General features: G+C 53.6%; 17 protein-coding genes. 2 read left to right on the forward strand and 15 right to left on the reverse strand.

Annotation, left to right across the window (positions count from 1 at the left end; all coding sequences use genetic code 11):
• Positions 1-85: 85 nt before the first annotated feature.
• From phoU to LAO76_11290, 8 genes are all read right to left on the reverse strand, one after another.
• Positions 86-748 (reverse strand): phosphate signaling complex protein PhoU, encoded by a 663-nt coding sequence (phoU, locus tag LAO76_11255; GenBank protein MBZ5491498.1) that lies wholly within the window; start codon positions 746-748, stop codon positions 86-88.
• Positions 745-1506, reverse strand: coding sequence for a phosphate ABC transporter ATP-binding protein PstB (pstB, locus tag LAO76_11260; protein ID MBZ5491499.1), 762 nt, complete (start codon positions 1504-1506; stop codon positions 745-747). The genes phoU and pstB overlap by 4 nt, the downstream gene beginning before the upstream one ends.
• Complete coding sequence (pstA, locus tag LAO76_11265; protein MBZ5491500.1) at positions 1506-2369, reverse strand: phosphate ABC transporter permease PstA; 864 nt, start codon at positions 2367-2369, stop codon at positions 1506-1508. Before pstA ends, pstB begins: the two co-directional genes overlap by 1 nt.
• Complete coding sequence (pstC, locus tag LAO76_11270) at positions 2362-3354, reverse strand: phosphate ABC transporter permease subunit PstC (GenBank protein MBZ5491501.1); 993 nt, start codon at positions 3352-3354, stop codon at positions 2362-2364. The genes pstA and pstC overlap by 8 nt, the downstream gene beginning before the upstream one ends.
• A 154-nt stretch (positions 3355-3508) precedes the next feature.
• Positions 3509-4540 carry a phosphate ABC transporter substrate-binding protein PstS gene (pstS, locus tag LAO76_11275; protein ID MBZ5491502.1) on the reverse strand — a complete coding sequence of 344 codons (1032 nt, stop codon included), beginning with the start codon at positions 4538-4540 and terminating at the stop codon, positions 3509-3511.
• 354 nt (positions 4541-4894) lie between these two features.
• Entirely contained in the window at positions 4895-6526 is a 1632-nt protein-coding gene (locus LAO76_11280) for a hypothetical protein (protein ID MBZ5491503.1), read from the reverse strand.
• Positions 6527-6882: 356 nt separating this feature from the next.
• Entirely contained in the window at positions 6883-7998 is a 1116-nt protein-coding gene (gene arsB / locus LAO76_11285; protein ID MBZ5491504.1) for an ACR3 family arsenite efflux transporter, read from the reverse strand.
• A gap of 7 nt (positions 7999-8005) precedes the next feature.
• Positions 8006-8404 carry a metalloregulator ArsR/SmtB family transcription factor gene (locus LAO76_11290; protein ID MBZ5491505.1) on the reverse strand — a complete coding sequence of 133 codons (399 nt, stop codon included), beginning with the start codon at positions 8402-8404 and terminating at the stop codon, positions 8006-8008.
• Between the two features lie 115 nt (positions 8405-8519).
• Here LAO76_11290 and LAO76_11295 point away from each other — a divergent pair, with 115 nt between their 5' ends.
• Positions 8520-9020 (forward strand): arsenate reductase ArsC, encoded by a 501-nt coding sequence (locus LAO76_11295; protein MBZ5491506.1) that lies wholly within the window; start codon positions 8520-8522, stop codon positions 9018-9020.
• Positions 9021-9463: 443 nt separating this feature from the next.
• Here the strand turns inward: LAO76_11295 and LAO76_11300 are convergent, their stop codons facing one another.
• Both LAO76_11300 and LAO76_11305 read right to left on the reverse strand, forming a co-directional pair.
• Positions 9464-11176 (reverse strand): HAMP domain-containing protein, encoded by a 1713-nt coding sequence (locus LAO76_11300; GenBank protein ID MBZ5491507.1) that lies wholly within the window; start codon positions 11174-11176, stop codon positions 9464-9466.
• The gene (locus LAO76_11305) at positions 11173-11862 is read right to left on the reverse strand and encodes a response regulator transcription factor (GenBank protein ID MBZ5491508.1); all 690 of its coding nucleotides are present in this window, start codon (positions 11860-11862) and stop codon (positions 11173-11175) included. Before LAO76_11305 ends, LAO76_11300 begins: the two co-directional genes overlap by 4 nt.
• A gap of 62 nt (positions 11863-11924) precedes the next feature.
• On the opposite strand from LAO76_11305, the gene LAO76_11310 reads away from it, so the two are divergent.
• Positions 11925-13568: a M28 family peptidase gene (locus LAO76_11310; protein MBZ5491509.1), complete on the forward strand. Its 1644-nt coding sequence runs from the start codon at positions 11925-11927 to the stop codon at positions 13566-13568.
• On the opposite strand, the gene LAO76_11315 is transcribed toward LAO76_11310, so the two are convergent.
• The 5 genes from LAO76_11315 to LAO76_11335 form a co-directional block, all read right to left on the reverse strand.
• On the reverse strand, positions 13562-14065 hold the full coding sequence (locus LAO76_11315; protein ID MBZ5491510.1) for a hypothetical protein: 504 nt from the start codon (positions 14063-14065) through the stop codon (positions 13562-13564). The two genes, LAO76_11310 and LAO76_11315, sit on opposite strands and share 7 nt — an antisense overlap.
• A 132-nt stretch (positions 14066-14197) precedes the next feature.
• Positions 14198-16162, reverse strand: a complete 1965-nt coding sequence (locus LAO76_11320) for a SpoIIE family protein phosphatase (GenBank protein ID MBZ5491511.1) — start codon at positions 16160-16162, stop codon at positions 14198-14200.
• A 107-nt stretch (positions 16163-16269) separates the two neighbouring features.
• A complete protein-coding gene (locus LAO76_11325) occupies positions 16270-16875 on the reverse strand; it encodes a hypothetical protein (GenBank protein MBZ5491512.1) in 606 nt (201 codons plus the stop codon).
• A complete protein-coding gene (locus LAO76_11330; GenBank protein ID MBZ5491513.1) occupies positions 16872-17354 on the reverse strand; it encodes a hypothetical protein in 483 nt (160 codons plus the stop codon). The genes LAO76_11325 and LAO76_11330 overlap by 4 nt, the downstream gene beginning before the upstream one ends.
• 832 nt (positions 17355-18186) lie before the next feature.
• A complete protein-coding gene (locus LAO76_11335) occupies positions 18187-19041 on the reverse strand; it encodes a YihY/virulence factor BrkB family protein (GenBank protein MBZ5491514.1) in 855 nt (284 codons plus the stop codon).
• Positions 19042-19360: the final 319 nt, after the last annotated feature.

A 19360-nucleotide genomic window follows, 5' to 3' on the forward strand; every position in this document is an offset into this window, starting at 1 on the left:
TTGTTTCCGGCCAAGATAGAGGACTTGCTCCAATGTGGCAGTATTAATGTATTACTCTAATAGCTGAGTATAAGTAGATGATTTATTAGGCTTGTGAGTGGTGTCTTACGTCCGCTCCCCGAACCCAGAAGATAACGTCTTCAGCAATGTTTGTAGCATGGTCGGCCACGCGCTCAAGGTTTCTTGCCACGATGAGCGTGTCCAGCAGGTTGCGGTGCATGCCGGCGGACTTGGCCATTGCGGCATCAACGGCCTCAAAGATTTCCCGGTTCATGTTGTCAACCATGTCATCGCGTTCCAGCACTGCCTGGGCCATATCAACATCGGCCGTAAGAAAAGCATTCAGGGCGTCACGAACCATGCTGATGCTGAGCTGCGCCATCCGTGGAATATCCACGTTCAAAGCGGGGTCGGGGCGCGTCAGCAGGTCCATGACACGTTCGGCGATGTTGACTGCTTGGTCGCCGACACGTTCCAGGTCGGCATTGATTTTGATGCAGGCGACGATGAAGCGAAGGTCAATGGCCATGGGCTGCTGCATTGCCAGCAAATCAATGGACATTTCGTCCACGTCGCGCTCAGCGGCATTGATCTTGGATTCATCGCGCAGAACCAATTCACAAAGGGAGAGGTCGCGGGTTTGGTAGGCCCTCACTGCGCGTTCCACGGCCTGCTCCGCCATGCCGCCCATGGCCAGCAGCTTTTGTTTTAAGTCGTCAAGTCCCTGATGGAAACGCGTACGCGTCATCCGAACCTCCCGGTAATGTAATCTTCCGTGCGTTTGTTGGAAGGCTTGGTAAACATGGTTTCTGTCTTATCCAATTCCACCATGTTGCCCATGAGAAAGAAAGCGGTGAAGTCCGCCACGCGTGCGGCCTGCTGCATGTTATGCGTGACAATCACAACCGTGTATTCCTTTTTCAGTTCGAAAATCAAGTCTTCAATTTTGGCGGTGGAGATGGGATCAAGCGCGGAAGCGGGTTCATCCATCAGCAGCACTTCTGGTTCTACTGCCAAGGCTCGCGCAATGCAAAGCCGCTGCTGCTGCCCTCCGGAAAGACTGGCGCCTGATTTCTTTTTTAAATCGTCTTTGACTTCGTCCCAAAGTGCTGCCTGCTTGAGAGACCGCTCCACCACCTGATCGAGTTCACGCCGATTGCGAAAACCATTCAGCTTTAGTCCCGCAGCCACATTGTCATAAATCGACATGGTGGGAAACGGATTGGCTTTTTGAAATACCATGCCAACGCGGCGACGTATCCATACCGGCGAAACGCCCTTGCCGTAAACGTCCAAGTCTCCGATGCAGACCGTGCCTTCCACGCGCGTATCGGGCAACGTTTCATGCATCCTGTTCAGACAGCGCACAAAAGTTGATTTGCCGCAGCCGGAAGGGCCAATGATGGCGGTGGCCTTTTTGGCTGGAATTTCCATTCCGATATCGAACAGCGCCTGCTTGGCCCCAAACCAGGCGTTCAAATGGGCCACGTGAATGCCTGCGTCCATCAACTGGCTCCCTTGATGACGCCGCGGCTCACGATGAACCGGACAAAAACGACAGTAAGCACAATCATAGAAATGAGAACCAGGGCAGCAGTCCATGCCTGAGCGTGCGCCTGCTCATAGGGCTGGATGGCGTATTTATATATCTGCAAGGGGAGCGCTGCCACCGGTTGGTTGGGACTTGAGCTCCAGAACTCATTGCCGAAGGCGGTAAACATGAGGGGCGCACTCTCACCGGCGATGCGCGCAAATGCCAGCATTACGCTGGTGACAATTCCGGCGCTGGCCGAACGAAGCACAACAGAAAGGATGGTGCGCCATTTGGGAATCCCCAGCCCCAGAGCGGCTTCGCGTATGGACTGCGGCACCAGCAGCAGGACTTCTTCAGTGGTGCGGGAAATCACTGGAATCATCATAATGCCGAGAGCCACGCTTCCGGAAATGAGGGAGAAATGCCCTTGTGGAACCACGACCAGAGCCCACGCTGTCATGCCAATTACCACAGAGGGCACTCCGTTGAGCACGTCGGCGGTAAAGCGGACGATGTTGCCGAATTTGTTGCGGCCGTATTCGGCCAAAAAGATTCCTGCGCCAATTCCTAACGGAACACCGATCAGGCTGGCGAAGCCCAAAAGCAAGATAGATCCGAGGATCGCATTACCCATGCCGCCACCTTCTTCACCAATCGGTTTGGGAATCTGGGTGAGGAACGCCCAATTGAAAGTACCCAAGCCTCGGACTACGACTGTTCCCAAAATTAAAAAGAGAGGCACAGTCACTATGAGCGCAGCAACAGTAATCAGGCCAAGGGCGATCCAATTCGATAGCCTGCGGCGGAGAGAAGTGGTATGAGGGTTTTTAAGCAAGCGCCCTCGATGGTTTTCCCCGGGCTATAGACCATACCAGCAACCCGGCCAGAGCGTTCACAATGAGGGTGATCACAAATAAAATCAGCGCCATTTCCATCAGAGCGCTTAAATACAAATTGCCAACAGCCTCAGTGAATTCATTGGCAACCGCGCTGGCAAGCGTGTATCCGGGAGCGAAGAGGGAACGCGCAATTTCCGGACGGTTGCCGATCACCATGGTTACGGCCATGGTTTCACCCAGGGCACGGCCAAGCCCCAGAATCACCGCGCCGAAGATACCTGGCCGAGCGTTGCGCAGGACGGCGATGCGCAGCATTTCCCACTTTGTAGCTCCCAGCGCCAACGCGGCTTCGCGCTGCACGCGCGGAACGGCGGTGATGACCTCACGGGTAATGGAGGCAATGATGGGCAGGATCATAATGGCAATAATCATCCCGGCAGCAAGCATTCCCCAGCCGTATTTCGGGCCTTCAAACAAACCTGTCCAGCCGAAATACCTGGCCAGAAATGGCTCCACATGCACGCGAACAAACGGGGCCAGAACAAAGATGCCCCAGAGTCCGTAGATTACGCTGGGAATCGCCGCAAGCAGTTCAACCAGCAAAGAGAGGACCGCACGAATGCGCAGCGGGCAGATCTCGGTGAGAAAGAGCGCCGTTCCAACAGAGAGAGGGACCGCGATTACGAGACTGACCAATGAGGAAACGATCGTGCCGTAAATGAAAGGCAACGCGCCAAAATCTTCAGCAACAGGATCCCAGATTTGCTTGACCAGGAACTTGAACCCAAATTTAGATATGGAAAGGCGCGACTGGCTGACCAGTTCAAAAAAGATAAGACCCACCATGGCCAGCACAGCCAGCGCGCAGAGAAGGATAACGCCGCGAAATACCCGGTCGGCAAACACGTTTTCCCGGAAAACCAGGCGGCTTTTAGGCACAACCTGCAAAGTTTCCGAGCTGCCCAAAACAGGAGCCGACATCTCTGCTGCTTCAGGCACTTCTGAGCCCCGGGAAGGCCCGTGCTCCGGCATGGTTCGCATGTCTCAGAAGCTAGCAGACGATTGTTAATAGACTGTTAAAAAACAAGCGCCGGCAGGTTAAACCGGCGCTGGAAGGAGTTGAAGGAATTTTTGTTTATTTCTTTGCAGACTGTTTTGCAGTTACCTTGATTTCTTTGATCCGCGCTTTCACTTTTGCGGCCACATTCTTTGGCAATGGAGCGTACTGGAGCGCAGACGTCATGGTCTGTCCTTTGTCGACCATCCAGTTTAGAAAGTCCACAAAAGCTTTTTCCTTGCCTGCATCCTTCCATTCCGCGGGAACCAGGAGCCAGGTAAAGCTGCTGATGGGGTATGCAGCTTTGCCGGGCGCGTTGGTGATGGAGACCCTGAAGTCGTCCGGCATGTCTTTGACCGAGGCGGCTGCCGCCGTTACTGAGTCAAGGCTGGCCTTGACGAAAGATCCAGCAGCATTTTGCACGCTGCCGTAAGGCATTTTGTTGGAGACGGCGTAAATGAGTTCAACATAACCGAGACTTCCTTCGGTTTGTTTTACGGTTCCCGCAACTCCTTCATTGCCCTTGCCGCCCAGACCGACTGGCCAGTTTACCGATGTGCCTTTGCCGACTTTGTCCTTCCACTCAGAGCTGACCTTGGACAAATAATCGGTCCAGATGTAAGTTGTTCCGCTGCCATCCGAGCGATGAACGATGACGATATCTTCATCGGGAAATTTGACGCCAGGATTGGCTTTGGCCAGCCGGGGATCGTTCCACTTTTTAATTTTGCCGAGGAACAGATCAGCCAGCACGTCCGGCGTGAATTTGAGCTCGCCAGTTACACCCGTAACGTTGTACATAGGCACGTCAGCGCCAAGGACGGTTGGGATGTGAAAAACTTTGGCCGGAGTTTGCGCAATCTGTTCATCGGTCATGGGGCCATCACTGGCGCCGAAATCAACGGTCCCAGACTGAATCTGCTTGATGCCGCCGCCGCTGCCAATGGATTGATAGTTGATTTTGATGTCAGAATGTTGATTGTGGTACTCATCAAACCACTTGGAATACATGGGATACGGGAAAGTCGCGCCCGCACCGGTCAAATCCGTTTCCGCGCTCGCCACGCCGAGCATCGCGGCCACTACTGCCAATGCCATCGCAAATCTCATTTTCATTGTCGCTCCTCAGTGTTGATCTCCGTGTGCACGAGATGAAGCTAACAAAGGAGTGTTAAACGAGTGTTAAAAAGCAGCGTCTAGCTACTAGCTGCTGGCTCTTAGCCTTTAGCTGTTTTTTTCTGAAGACATCTCGATTCGCCGATGCATAGTCAAACTTCGTGCGGTTAGCGCCGCTCTCGGGGCAGGGCAGCTCGTATCAGGCATGACTAAGACCATGCCTTCGGGCGCGGATAAGCAAAAGGGGAGATTTCATGACGTGACGTTCGCAGTAGATTCGCAAAAAGAACGCCGGCTGCTCAGGCCGGCGCTCAAAAATAAAGCAAGGGAGAAATTGTGCACTGCGGCCTACGGGATTACATAGCGCAATACGAGGTGGTCCATGAACATATGGGCGTTCTTGGGTGCACCTGCTGGCACGAACCATGGTGCCCGGGTTGAATAGCTGGCATCGTTAATCAGCAACAATGCTCCGTATTGCGGGTTCTTCCACAGCGTTTGCGTCAGAACGAAGCTGCCTTCCTGAATGGCGCGGTTATTGTTGATGGCTGAGTTTGTTCCGCCAAAGCCGATGCAGGGCCGGTTGATCGCAACTAACCCCGGAGCGCAGGAGATTGGCGTTGCAGTGGCGGCTGCAGTCAGGTCATTGAACGAATTTCGTCCAAAGTAATAGCCGCCGTAGTAAGCGCCAATCTGGGTCTTGCCCATAGTGGCTTCAATACCGGTGTAAGCGGAACCGGAGTGGACCATGGAGGGATCCACCGTAAACGTGCCTGGCCCGGTGGCAATCGGAGCCACTACGTACTGGGGTCCAAGACCGTTGAAGTACCGGGCTGTACCGGTCCCGTAAATGCCGTAAGCCATCAGACGGAAGTTTTTGGCCAGCTCAAAATTCAAGCCACCCATGCCAGCCGTGCCAAAGCTTGAATGGCCGTGAAATGTAGTGGCGCCTCCGGGGATGTTGGTAACTTTCACTGAAGTAACAACTCCGCCGCCTTCCAGGTGGAATGCTCGACCGCCCATCTTGGTGTCATAGGCCATCTTGCTCATGATGTCAGGAATCAGGTTGGGAACGCCTGCGGTGGCAGCGCCGTCAAGCTGCGGAGTCAGGACGGCATTGAACGCCGTTGGGACTGTAACTTCACCATTGGTGTATTGCTGCGGATTATCGATGGCAACGGCCCATGAGAAATTGTCGTTGGGCCGGATCGTCAGGCGGAACTGTCCATCACGCGAGTATGGCATTCCTGCGTGAATATTGGCGTCAGTTGAGTATGTAGCCGCCAGATCAGAGGGCATCGGCGAAGTTCCTACGCGGTTCGGCGTAATCAGGCTCCAGGCCTGGCCAGCCGTGAACTCCCATATGCCGCGCTTTACATCCACAAAGAAGAGGCGCATGCGCAGAGTGTGGGGGTTGGTTGTGGCAAAAACGTTGGCAGCATCGTTACCGTTAAAGTCGCCTTCAATGAACCCGGTAATGTTGTTGGCTCCGTACTTACCCGCAATCTTCAAATTCCAGCGTGAATACTGGCCAGAGGCGCGATATTCGGTGAGATGTCCCGCAGCGGTATTGCTGAAGGGGATGGCGCCGAAGTTTGTGCCAATCGCATTGCCTGTATTGACTGTCCGAAAGATGTTCTGGAAATCCACAAAACCGCCGGGAGTAAAGTCTGTGCCGCCAATGCGGAATGAAAGCGGCGACTGCTTGGGCTTTTCCGTTTCCTGCGTGATCGCATTCGCGGTGCTGGTTGTGGTGAGCGAGGCATTGGCCAGATGTGGAGCTGAATCGGATTGCTTTCTGGCTGCCAACTCCTGGCGCAATGATTCAATCTGCTGTTGCTGGCTGGCGATGGCATCCTGCAAAGTCTTGATCTGGTTTGAGATGCGGCTATCGTCAGTGTTTGTGTTGTTGGGCGCGCTCTGGCCAAAGACAAAACTGGAAACCAGAAGCAAAAGACATATTTGTCGGAACAATTTCATTCAATCTCCTCCACGATGGGGATAACAATTTTGCCGCGCTAGAAATGCGATCGTGACGCTTGTTGCTTCTACGTTTTGCAATTTGGTGCAACGCACTCTTATAGGCAACATTTGTTAACGAGCGATGAAGGAAATGTGAATGCGGAGTGAATTCAGGATGGCAGAGTCCTTTGCACAAAAAAGCAAACCTCACCACGGATGAACACGGATGACACGGATTTACAAATTGAAAAAAGTCCTATTGAACTTCTTTGATCCGTGTAAATTAGTGTTATCTGTGGTGAGGTTTGGGGGGCAAAAACAGCAACCTTGTTGGTGAGACAGAAAAAGCATGAAGCTTGGGCCATGCCGCCCCTTTATCGTGCCGAGTGCAAGGCAGGTGTACGAGCTTCAGCAAAATAGCGGCGCTGGAACCAAAAGGCGACATTCACAAGCCCAATCATGACAGGGACTTCAACCAAAGGACCTATCACGGCTGCAAAAGCAACGCCGGAGTTTACGCCAAAAACGGCAACGGCAACGGCAATTGCAAGTTCAAAATTGTTGCTGGCGGCTGTGAATGCGAGCGTCGTGGTTTTGCTGTAATCGGCTCCAACTTTCCGGCCCATCCAAAAGCTCACCAGGAACATGATGACAAAATAGATCAGCAAAGGTATCGCGATCCGCACCACATCAAGCGGCAACGTAACGATCAGAGCGCCTTTCAGGCTAAACATCACCACAATCGTGAACAGCAGCGCCAAAAGCGTTAAAGGGCTGATCATGGGAATGAAACGAGTAACGTACCAGTCTTTGCCCTTTGCTTTTAACAGAACGAAGCGCGTGAGCATGCCGGCAAGGAAGGGAATTCCAAGATAAATAAAAACGCTCTGAGCAATTTGCCCAATGCTGACTGCAACAACACTGCCTTTTAATCCGATTGCAGGTGGAAGAACCGTAATGAAAAGCCATGAATAAACGCTATAAAAGAGGACCTGGAAAACGCTGTTGAAAGCAACAAGCCCGGCGGCATAGTCAGAGTCGCCACTGGCCAATTCGTTCCACACGATAACCATTGCAATACATCGGGCCAGACCGATAAGGATGAGCCCTGTCATATATTCCGGATAGCCCCGGAGAAAGATGACCGCCAGCAAAAACATCAATATTGGCCCGATCACCCAGTTCTGGATCAGAGACAAGCCGAGGACCTTTCGATTCCGAAACACCTCTCCAAGCCGTTCATACTGAACTTTGGCAAGCGGAGGATACATCATCAGAATCAATCCCAATGCGATTGGGATGTTGGTGGCGCCTCTTTGAAACCGCCCAATCAAAGACGTGGCGACCGGAAGAAAATGCCCAAGGCCAACGCCCAGAATCATGGCCAGAAAAATCCACAAGGTAAGATAGCGGTCAAGAAATCTGAGGCGCCGGCGATTCACTGGCGTGCACTGGCCGGAACTGGCAGAGCAGATTACTTCTGCGCTCATATGACTTTTATCTCCTCAAGTTTGTTTGCCTTGCAGAACGCGGGGAAACCAAACCAGCCTTTAATTCACTTATGCTGCAAGCGCCCGCTTTTACTGCCTTAGCGAGTTGTTTCCTGTCGGCCACAAACACTTTTTCAGTCAATGCACTTTTGAGATAGGAAATAAGAGCGATATGCTTCGAGTTGTTCTGCTCCAAAAGCCGATAATAAATCCGAAAGCCTTCGCGCCGGTCGTGTACCAGACCTGAGCGTTTCAAATAGGTCAGGTGCCGGGAAACATTGGATTGCGCTGTGCCAATTACATATTGAATGTCGCACCCGCAGAGTTCGCCACGCAAAAGCAGATTAACGATGCGCAACCGGGTGATATCGGCCAAGCCCTTAAAATAACCTTCCACACCCTTCATTTCGCGACACCCCCAGGATTTTACCCATTTATCTTTTCGTGTAAGATTCCTGCGTCTTCAGTCTATGCATGTAGGTGCATAAATGCATAGTAACATTTAAGCGGAGGGTGCGCGAGTGAAAGATAATTTCAACGTTCTATTTCTGTGTACAGGCAACTCCGCCAGATCGATCATGGCTGAGGCAATCATGAACCAGAAGGGGCGACCAAACTTCGTCGCCTACAGCGCCGGCAGTCACCCAAAAGGTTCCGTCCATCCGGGCGCATTGAGGCAACTGGAGAAAGCACATTTGCCCACTCATGGATACCGGAGCAAAAGTTGGGAAGAGTTTTCCAGACCCGGCGCGCCGCACCTGGACTTTGTATTTACCGTCTGCGACAACGCCGCCGCTGAAGTGTGTCCTGTCTGGCCGGGTCAGCCGATGACAGCCCATTGGGGCATTCCGGACCCGGCCGCAGCGCAAGGCAGCGAGGAAGAGATACAGTGGGCATTTCACAGCGCTTTTTTAACGCTGGACCGCCGAATCAGTCTTTTTCTCTGTCTTCCCCTGAAAAGTCTCAACAAGCTCACAATCCAGAGAGAGATCGACAAAATTGGCGGCACAACGGAGCGATGAACCATCAGAACAAACGCCGGTGCCCGGCGCTGTACTCCCGGAAAGTTGCAAAGAATTTTGGCCAATCAGTGTTTCTCGCAGCACGCGAAATTGAACATGGCCGGTTTCGTGCTTTCTTTGTGGGTAAGTTTTGGCCTAAGATGCAAAGTGGTCGGACTTCACCCAAAAACAAAGAATTGAGTTTCACTGCGGAGAAATAAAAGCAGTCCAGGCAAAACCCAACGCCTACCAGGGAGACCAGAGACACGGAGGAACGGGGAGGAAAACCGGTGATTGCTCTGAAACCCACGCCAAACTGGAATGACCGGGGATGCGGTGGGATCCCCAGGGAGGGGGGAGGCATAAAGATCGGGTGATCCGGTGATCGGGGAATCTGGTGATCGGAAGAGCAAAAAGCTTACTGCGGCTCAAACGGACAAGCGCGGATAGGGGAGGCAAGAGAACTAGACCTTGGGCAGCAGGAAGAAGAAGGTCGTGCCGTGTCCGACGGTGCTTTCCACCCGGACGGAGCCGCCGTGATTGAGAACAATATGTTTAACGATCGCCAGACCAAGACCAGTGCCGCCGCTTTCGCGGGACCGCGCTTTATCGACGCGATAAAAGCGCTCAAAGATGCGCGGCAAATGTTCAGAGGCGATGCCGGGGCCGAAGTCGCGAACAAAGAACTCAATGCCGCTTTCGCGCTCGTGTGCCCCAACCACAATCTTCCTTCCGCTCTGGGCGTAGCGCAGGGCATTGCTTATGAGGTTGCCGAAGACCTGATGAACAGCGTAATTATCGGCCAGCACGGACCAATCCGGGATGTCTTCAATCACGAGCTCAACCTGGGCCGCGCGGGCATCTTCCTGCATGGAAGAAGCCGCTTCAGCAAGCAAAATGCGCGCGGAGTGTGGACGCAAATCAAGTTTTTCCTCGCCAGATTCAACGCGAGCCAGCACCAGAAGGTCTTCCGTCAGGCGGCCCATGCGCTCCGCATTGCGGCGAATGACCTGAAGAAAATCGCGAGCGCTGTCATTAAGCAGGCCGTCAGATTCAAGAAGCGTTTCAGAATATCCGCGAATGGAAGTGAGCGGCGTGCGCAGCTCATGAGAGACGTTGGCGATGAAATCTCGCCGCGTTTTTTCCACGCGCTCAATCTCAGAGATGTCATGCAGCACGGAGACAACGCCTCCATCGGGCAACGGTTCCGCGGTCACGGAAAATGATTTGCGTCCGGAAAGGGAAGTGGCAATGGTGCTCTCACGGCGCTTTGATTTCAGGACTTCATTAATTGTGGCGAGAAAGTCAGGATGACGCAGCAATTCGACTACGGGAACACCGATGCGGACCGGCTGGTGCAGTATGCCGGCAATGGCGTGGTTGGCCCATCGCACTTTCATGTCGGGAGAAACGGCGATCACGCCGTCCGTCATGCTATTGAGAAGCGCTTCAAGCTCGGAGCGGCTCTCACGCACGGCGGCAAAGTTTTCTTCCAGTCGCCGCGCGGTGCGGTCAAGGGCCATAGCTACCTGGCCTATTTCGTCAGCGCTGGTTACAGCAATGCGCGCGGAAAGATCTCCGGCAGCAACCTGCCCGGCAAAACGCACAATGCGACGCAGCCGGCGGGAAATCACTTCTGCAATGACTGCAGCCAGTACAAGCGCCAGCAGCAATGCAAGCGCGGTGGCGCGCAGAAGGTTGGTGCGGATCGAAGCGATTTGCCGCTGCAAGCTGGAAAGTGGATAAGCGAGGCGAACTATCTTGTCACCGCTGGGAACGGCCAGGTAAAGGAATTCAATGCCAACTGTATGACTGACGCGAGACGAACTGCCGATTTTTCCCGCAAGAGCGGCCACCACTTCAGGCCGGCCGGCATGGTTTTCCATGGTTTGGGAATCGGCCACAGAGTCGGCAAACACCACGCCATTGCGGGCAATGATGGTGACCCGCGTTTCCGTGATGCGCGCTTCTTCATCGGCCATCTGCTGCAGCGAATGCTGGTGGTCATTCTGAACACGCAACGCAAAGCCCTGGGCGTTCTGGACAAGGAGTTTCTCAATGTCATTGTGTACTGCATTTTCCCAGGTGTGCCGGATGCTGATGTCCAGTGTGAGCGTTGCGGCGGCAATCACCGCGACAAACGCACCCATGGCTTTCAGAAAAATGCGGTTTCTCATTTGGGCGCCTCAAACTTATATCCCGCGCCACGGACAGTCTTGAGATACCTGGGATCTTCCGGGTCTTGCTCGATTTTTTCGCGCAGCCGCCGGATATATACATCAACGGACCGCGGCGTTACAAAGGATAGATCGCGCCACACGGCATCAAGCACCTGATCACGAGAATAGACGCGGCCCGGATGCGAGGCGAGGAAATGCAGCAGACGAAATTCAGTGGCCGTAACGTCCGTGGGCTTGCCGCGCACCATGAGCGTCATGGAGTCACTATGCAGTTCAAAGTCGGGAGTGGTAATGCTTGTGGTCAAGGGCTGCTCAAAACGCCGCAGAACCGCCCGGACGCGGGCAGTAAGTTCGCGAGTGCCGAAAGGTTTGGTGATGTAATCGTCGGCGCCAAGATCGAGGCCGCGAACGCGGTCTTCCTCACCTGCGCGCGCTGTTAGAAAAATGATTGGTATGCGGGCAAGATCACGGCTTTCGCGAATTTGGCGGCAAACTTCAAAGCCGCTGTGTCCGGGAACCATGATGTCAAGTAGAAAAAGGACGGGCGGCTGCTTGCGCGCTTGCGGCAATACTTCGTCGCCAGAAATGCAAAGGCGCACGTTGAATCCGGCCGCCTGCAGGTGATGGCGCACCAGGTTGCCAATGTCCGAATCGTCTTCAAGAACAATGATGTTTTGTTTCAACTGAGTTCCATAGGGTTCCGCGTATGATTTTAACCGTATCCATGTGCGGTATTGGAAATCGCGTGCCGATTGTAAGCTCCATCGTGGGCTGCTACCATCGGACTGTGAACCGTCTTAAAACCTTTCCTGCAAAAATGGCTTTGGGCGTAGCCCTGGCTGCCTCGGGCGCACTGTATGCAACATCCCCAACGGCAGTTGTCCTGCCAGCAGTGCCGCCCACAGTGGATTCAATCACTCCCGGCGAATTGCGCATGCACCTGGAATTTCTCTCATCTCCGGAGTTGGGCGGGCGGTATACGCTTTCGCCGAGCTTCGCCATAGCGGCGCGCTACATTGCGTCACATCTTGAGGCTTATGGTTTCAAGGGCGCGGGCGAGCATGGCGATTTTCTGCAGACTTTTCAGGTGATCTCAAGCAAGCCGGACACGGCAAAGAGCGTACTAGAAATCAGTTTTGAAGGGAAGCCTAAGTCTTATCACTTCGGCGACTTCTATATTCCGGCTGAAGGCGGGAACGGCGACGCGCAAGGAAAGATTGTTTTTGTGGCAACGGGAATCTCGTCGCCATCGCAACACCAGGATGATTATGCCGGCCTGGATGTGAAAGGGAAAATTGTCCTGATCGTGCCCGGCGTGCCTTCCGGCGTCGATATGTCTCGCCTTGACCGGAATGAATACGGCCAGGGAGCAGCGCGCGCTCACGGCGCAGTTGGAATCCTGCAGTTGCCGCCGCAACGCCTGCTGGAGCTGATGAAAGGCAAGGGCTTTCAGGAGAGAGCAGCTTCGCGTGAAAATATACGGCTGGCGCGCGACGCGGATGGCAATCTGCCTCAAGTAACGCTGGGACCGGCAGTGGCAGAAGAGCTCTTGGCGGCTTGCGGGCTCGACCTTAAAACCGTGTATCAGGCAGTCAATCACAAGCAGAAGTTGCAGACAAAGAGCGTGGACCTTACCGCCAAAATGACCGTCGCCACGCAGCAGACAAAGGCCACAACGCAAAACGTTGCGGGAATTCTTGAAGGCACAGATCCTGTGCTAAAGCATGAATACGTAGTGTTCAGCGCGCATTACGACCATCTAAAGACAGGCCCCGGAGGCGAAATTTATCCCGGCGCCGATGATGACGGATCGGGAACCACATCCGTGCTGACCATTGCGCATGCCATGTCACTGGAGCGGCCAAAACGCTCAGTGCTGGTGATGTTCCATGCCGGTGAAGAGCTGGGGCTGCTGGGATCGGAATACAACACGGAATACGCGCCCGTGGTGCCGCTGAAGCAGATGGTGGCTGACCTGAATATCGACATGATTGGACGTTCCAAGGCGCCCGGAGATAATGCAATGGAGGACGATCACCTTACTGACGCGAACACCGTGTATCTGGTGGGATCAAACCGCATCAGCCAGGAGCTCCACCAGCTCAGTGAAGAGACTAACTCGCAATTCCAGAAGATGAAGTTGGATTATTACTACAATGATCCTAACAATCCAGAGCGGATTTATTTCCGGTCAGACCACTGGAATTATGCCAAGCACGGCATTCCCATCATTTTTTATTTCGACGGAACTTCAGTGGATTATCACCGGCCGACGGATACGATCGAGAAAATTGACTTTACCAAGATGACAAAAGTGGCGCGGCTGGTATTTGAAACGGGATGGCGGATCGCCAACCTGGACCACAGGCTGGCGAACTCGCATCAATAGCCCGCTTTGGCGGCTTTGGCTTTTAACTGGGTGGCAGGCTTTTTCTCCTGCATGTAAGTGTCAATCACAACGTCGAGCCGCTCAAAGAATGAAACTGAGGGTTGGATCGTCTCCCCGGGGATTGCGGATTTCGCCGCTGGGGCCAGAGCGCGCAACAGTTCGTTGACACGTTGCAGTCGCGTGTCCTGCTGCTCGTTGTTGATCGTTGCAGAAGGCTGGGCGGAAGCCTGTTCGAGATAAAACCACAAAATCCGGCGAAGCTGGTCTAGCTCCACTTTGAAATCATTAAGAGACTGTACGGCATTTTCATCTTCAAAAAATCTGGCCAGCTTATTTTCGTTTGCTGGCTCATTCAGTTCGCCATGCATTTCTGCCTGGATGGAATGGATTTCGCCGGTGATGCTTTTAATGCGATGCACCAGAGCGTTCTTGATCTGCGGTTGGCGCTGCCATGAATCGGTAGCGGGAAGTCGATGGATGTTGCCAGTTGGTTTCATGGGGTGATTTCTTCCAATAGCAGCAAAAGTCAGATGTACAACATAAAGGCAGATAGATTTTCGCGTAAGCGAAACATACGGAGAGTCACCAAGATTGCCAACAGCAGGAGCAAGAAAATAAGGCTTGAGCGGCTAAATCCTGCGCGCCAGCACCACTGTAATGTCATCCGGTTGCTCGGTTGAGCCAATCCAATCCTGGACTGCGGAGATTACATGTTCAGTGATTCTGTCCAGCGGCTGGTGACGATTGGCGGCAACGGTTTCAATCAGGCGGTCTTCTCCAAATTCGCCGAACTCATTTTCCGGTTCCGTAATGCCGTCACTAAACGCAATAAAAATATCGCCCGGATACAGTTCCACGGTCTCTTCCGCATAGTCGCAGTCGGGAAACAACCCAACGACAGTTCCACCGGTTTCCAGGCGACGCACGGTTCCATCGGCTCCCAGGACGATCGGAGGCAAATGTCCGGCATTGGCATACGTCAACCGATGTTTCTCGTCGTCGTAGAAGCCGAGGAACAGCGTGGCATATTTTTCCGGCTGCGTGCTTTGGAACAAGTGCCGGTTTAAAAGCCAGAGCATCTGCGCTGGGGAAGGCGGCGCCATTCGCGCCTCAAATGCTGCAACCCTGCTGTTGGTGCCATAAGCCGCGGCCATGCCCACGGAAACAAGCTGTTCCTGCTCATACGCCCTCACGGCGGAATGGATGGTGGCCATTAATAGCGCTGCGGATATGCCTTTGCCGCTGATATCGCCCACTGCAACCATCACCTGCTCCGGCCCATAGGAAAGAAAATCGTAATAGTCGCCGCTTACAATACGCGCCGGACGGCAGATGCCATGCAGTTGAAGCGTGCTGGTCCCAACATTTTCTCGCGGAAAGAGCTGTGCCTGTACTTCATGCGCGATTTCCAGCTCGCTTTGCAGCCGCTCTTTTTCCTTTTGCTCAGCGATCAGCTTTTGCAGATTGTCAGTCATCGAATTGAATGAAACCTGCAGCGCAGCCAATTGGTCTTTTGCCCGCACGTCAATGCGATGACTGAAATCGCCGCGGTTGATGAACTGTGTGGCGCGGTAGAGATTCGCCACCGAATAGGTAATTTTTCTGGTCAGGCCAATGCCGATCAACAACGCAACAAGCACCACAACGGCGAACGCAATCGCCAGCCCGATCAGGGCAATTACGATTACCGTGCTCCCAATGCCCATGGACGCCGTGATATAGGAATAGACAGTGGAAAACCTTGTGGTACCTCCCAGGAATCGTGTTCCCAAAGAGCCGTTTTCCCAATCGATTACTTGAATTTGTCCGCCAAAATCAACTTCGGGGTCCAGCGTGTTTATAGGGGCGGGCACACTGCCGGCGCTGATTCGGCCCGAAGCCGCTACGGCGCCTTGTGTGTTGGGGCCACTGGCCTCGAGCAATTTCTCATCGCTATAGAGCGTGAGTGATCCGACCTTGCTGGCAATCCGGGCCAGAAATTTTCGATCAAGCTGAACGCTTGAAATCACCATCGCATTGCCGCTTGGATCCTGGTGAGAGTTCACGGCGCGTAGGTAAATGTGTCCTTTTTCGTTTACCAGCCCGGTAAAGCCATCTTTAACCCAGCCGGGGACAGATGACGTAGGCAGAATGGCGATTGAACGTCCGGGAAATGACGTGTCTCTTGCGGTGATCTTTTCCGGGTTGCTGCTGTGCCGCGTGATTTCCTCTTCCGCCGCTGCATTGGCGGCGCTCAGGCGGTTCGCTTCCACTTTGATTTCAGAAATCGCGCTGAACACGGCCAGGTCGCCCAGTACCAGATATCCGGACAGAAGAGCAATGGCCACGGCAAGCGTCACCGGCACGCCGCCGATAAACAGATAGGTAACGATCAGGCGATTTCGTACGCTCCACATTACATGGTCGCGCAGCCAGCGCAGGCCCAGCCACAGTAACAGCATTGAGACTGTCCAGCCCAGAAAGGTCGTCCAGCCGCCCAGGGCGTCAGCGGCGCTCCGTGCATTGGCCACTTTGAGCAGCCATTTCAATAAGAGCAGTAGCGCTGTCATCCCTGCCAGATAAAGAGTTGCCAGTGCCAGGCGAGTGCGCGGCATCAAGCCCGCTGAGGCCAGCTTGCGCGTGATTTGGGACCAGACAGCCAATCTTCACCGATTATATCGGTGAGCGCGGCCCCACGGGGAAATCACTGGAAAGATGGATACTAAAGGCGTTCCAGCAAGGCGTCACGGAATTGCAGGCCGTGCGTCAGGCTCAGGCTGCTGGCGGCCGTCCTGAGGCGCTGGTAGCAGCCAAGCGCGTCAATGCCAAAAAGGTGTCGCATGGAAGGCAGACTGGGGGAGGGAAGCAGAAGGCTAAAGGGCGAAGGCAGCACCAGCCATAACTTCAGCTTGACCAGCGCCAAAAAGGAATATAACCGGAACTCCGTAGCCGCCTGAACCAGTTCCTGCGCCATTAACTGCCGCTGGCGGACTGCTTCGGCATCGTTTCCGGCCTCGGCAGTCTCCATGTTGCCCCATTCAATCAGCACCAGGGCGTTGTGCGACATGCGCAGCAAATACTCGCGCAGCAAATGGATCCGCCGGCGCTGCCAATCCTTGAATTCCTGTGGTGACATGCGTATCCGGAAATTGGTTTCCTGCGCGGGATCCAGCAATGACTCAAGTTCTTCATGCTCCGCAGGCCGCAGAAAAGGGGTCACGTCTTCAATGGTGCGTTTGGGAAACTTGCCGCGATACTGGACGGCGGTATAAATGGCAACTATCAGCAGTATGCCGACCAGGAATATCGTGATGATATCGAACATCATCGTCCCAGAATGCCTTTCACCGTCTTGGTATGCCTCTTAATTTCTGTGATCATCTGCTCCGGCGTAAGCGTCGCGGCCCATGCCGCTTCCGGCCGTACGGGCTCCGCCTTTAAGAATGTGGCCAGCCAAATGGCCACCCCAATAATGTACGCGATAGGAGGTGCAATTCTGACAACCGGGTCAAATTTCGTTCCAAATTCGGAACGAAGCAGGAAGGCCACCAGGAACCCGGCGGCATTGACCCCATAGCCAAAAACAATCCCTGCGGCATGCTGCCCCCAGCGCAGGTGGAACAACCTGACCAGAACAATAAATAGGGAAAATATGCCAAATTGCAGCAATCCCACCGCAATTTCCAGGCCAATGATGGTTGTAGTGAACAAACTGAAGGCTGGGCGTGGAACTAAAAAAATGCGTAGAACCGCCACACTGAGCATTACGATGCCAATTCCCGGGAAAAGCCACCGGAACCATTTCATGCCCAAAAAATTCCGAAATACCGAACGCAGCGCTTCATTGAGGGCCAAGAAAGCAAGAAAAACTCCCAATGCATCGCTTGGCCAAAACACAAAAGCGTAGTAGCGGATGTTATTACTTACGATCAACAGGACAATCGTTGCGATTACGGACAAACTAATACCGGAAAAAAAGAACGGGAATTGCCGATAAACGCGCCGCACAATCAACAGCAGGCACAGGACTGCTGCCAGCCCAGTGCCCACTATGGTCAAAACTAGTTCGCTATTTTTCACAAGAGCGTCGGCAAGCTTAAACTAGCCACACGGCAACCGCAAATCTTAATTACTATGCAACGGCGGCAGCGGTGGAGTTGGCGCGGGGAGCGTGGCCGCGTGAGCTTGTATCGCGCTCACTGTTACCAATAAAACCATTGCTAGCATCGTACGAATCATGCTTTTTCGCATATTTTTCTCCTTTAGAGTAGGCGGTCATTCGAGCGCGCAACGACCGTAAAGTTATTTCGGGGCCTCAACTGCAAATCTATCTTTGCCGGCAGTAGCAGAGGAACAGGCGGAGAGAGTTCTCGCGCGAGCTTGCATCGCGCTCCCTATAACCATTCAAGATCATTGCCGGCCACGTGCGAATCAAACTCCCGCAATACCTCCCTCTTTAGTGCACGCAGTCGTCAAAACGCAACAACTGCATGTTTGTTTTTGGGCCCGTGGAAACCAGCGCAGGGGAAAGGGCAAACGCCCAGGGGAGGGAATCCAGGTACTGCGAGAATTCTATCGCCACCAGAAGTGATTCGCGCAGTCTGGACGCGAGAATTTAACAAAAACCAAAAGTCGAAAGTTACGAATACTCAACACTGCTCTGATCTCCATCGTTGGCCGCCGTCTCAGCGGCTTCAGGTGTGAAATCAGATGACAAATGTGCACCCGCCAGCAACATTAAGCCGGAGATGAAGGCCCAGAACATCAGGGCCACTGAGATGGAAAATGCCTGTCCGTAAACCTCCTGAAAATCCAGCCAGGGAAGGGCCTTGATGTATAGAACTTTTCCTACTTCCCACAGCACGCCCATGGCGACCGCCGCCGGAAGTACGCTTCTGGCCTTGATTTTGCCGTTGGGCAGCAGCCAGTAAATAAGGAAGAAGATGGCAATGCTGGCCAGCGTGGCGCAGACCTTGAGCGCCACAAACGTGGCGGCCCGGAAAAGAATGTTTTCATTGCCCCGCATCATGAAAGTCAATGCCAGCTCATTCCCCGCCGCCATCCCGATTGAAATAAGCGCCAATATGCCGCAGGCGAAAGCCAGCGCCAGTGAAATGATCTGGTTTCCCAGGTAAGAACGGTTTTTGGCAAAGCCCCATATCCGATTGAAAGCCACTTCCAGCGGCACAAAAACACCGGTGGAGGTAATGAGCAAAATCACGACCGAGGCCATCTTGACGCGTTGACGCGCCTTTACCAGCGACTGAAGGTTGCGGATTACGAAATCCTGGCCGGCAGGCAGATGGTCCCGCAATAAATCCACCACCACGTTGTACATGGTTGCTGAGTGGAAGACATTTCGAATCAGCCACATAAGCAGAACCATGAAAGGAAAAAATGAGAGAATCGCATTTGCCGCCACGGAGAAAGCGTAGGTATGTGCTTCAGTCCGCGTCAGGTATTGCATGGTAGGCCAGCCGCGATGCATCAGCATGTGCTTCCATGGACGCAACAATAGCCGGGAAGCGGGCGATTCCGGAGCCGCAATCGGCACGGCGTCAACGGCTGGCGAAACTGAACCTGATGTCATGGAGAGCCTGCGAAAATCGTAACAGAAAAGCGCTTCCTTCCAACTTTTATAAGTACCATTTTGGGACAAACGAAAGTATCGCAAAACAAGTTCCCTTTGGCGTTACCTCGCTATGCAAACAAAGTGCTTTACAAGAACCGGAGTTCCTGAATATTATGCTCTGCTCCCGGCGACTTGTCCCGCAGGGCGCACTCTGGTTGATGTTTTTGTACAGCAGTTTGAA

It is taken from the genome of Terriglobia bacterium (assembly GCA_020072645.1).
In the GTDB taxonomy this organism is placed as follows: Bacteria; Acidobacteriota; Terriglobia; order Terriglobales; family Acidobacteriaceae; genus Angelobacter.

Coding starts and splice junctions, on each gene's coding strand:
- phoU (MBZ5491498.1), bottom strand. CDS start 748: ATGACGCGTACGCGTTTCCATCAGGGACTTGACGACTTAAAACAAAAG.
- LAO76_11330 (MBZ5491513.1), bottom strand. CDS start 17,354: ATGAAATGGTTCCGGTGGCTTTTCCCGGGAATTGGCATCGTAATGCTC.
- LAO76_11300 (MBZ5491507.1), bottom strand. CDS start 11,176: ATGAGAAACCGCATTTTTCTGAAAGCCATGGGTGCGTTTGTCGCGGTG.
- pstB (MBZ5491499.1), bottom strand. CDS start 1,506: ATGGACGCAGGCATTCACGTGGCCCATTTGAACGCCTGGTTTGGGGCC.
- pstS (MBZ5491502.1), bottom strand. CDS start 4,540: ATGAGATTTGCGATGGCATTGGCAGTAGTGGCCGCGATGCTCGGCGTG.
- LAO76_11315 (MBZ5491510.1), bottom strand. CDS start 14,065: ATGAAACCAACTGGCAACATCCATCGACTTCCCGCTACCGATTCATGG.
- LAO76_11325 (MBZ5491512.1), bottom strand. CDS start 16,875: ATGATGTTCGATATCATCACGATATTCCTGGTCGGCATACTGCTGATA.
- LAO76_11335 (MBZ5491514.1), bottom strand. CDS start 19,041: ATGCTGATGCATCGCGGCTGGCCTACCATGCAATACCTGACGCGGACT.
- pstC (MBZ5491501.1), bottom strand. CDS start 3,354: ATGTCGGCTCCTGTTTTGGGCAGCTCGGAAACTTTGCAGGTTGTGCCT.
- LAO76_11320 (MBZ5491511.1), bottom strand. CDS start 16,162: ATGCCGCGCACTCGCCTGGCACTGGCAACTCTTTATCTGGCAGGGATG.
- LAO76_11290 (MBZ5491505.1), bottom strand. CDS start 8,404: ATGAAGGGTGTGGAAGGTTATTTTAAGGGCTTGGCCGATATCACCCGG.
- LAO76_11280 (MBZ5491503.1), bottom strand. CDS start 6,526: ATGAAATTGTTCCGACAAATATGTCTTTTGCTTCTGGTTTCCAGTTTT.
- arsB (MBZ5491504.1), bottom strand. CDS start 7,998: ATGAGCGCAGAAGTAATCTGCTCTGCCAGTTCCGGCCAGTGCACGCCA.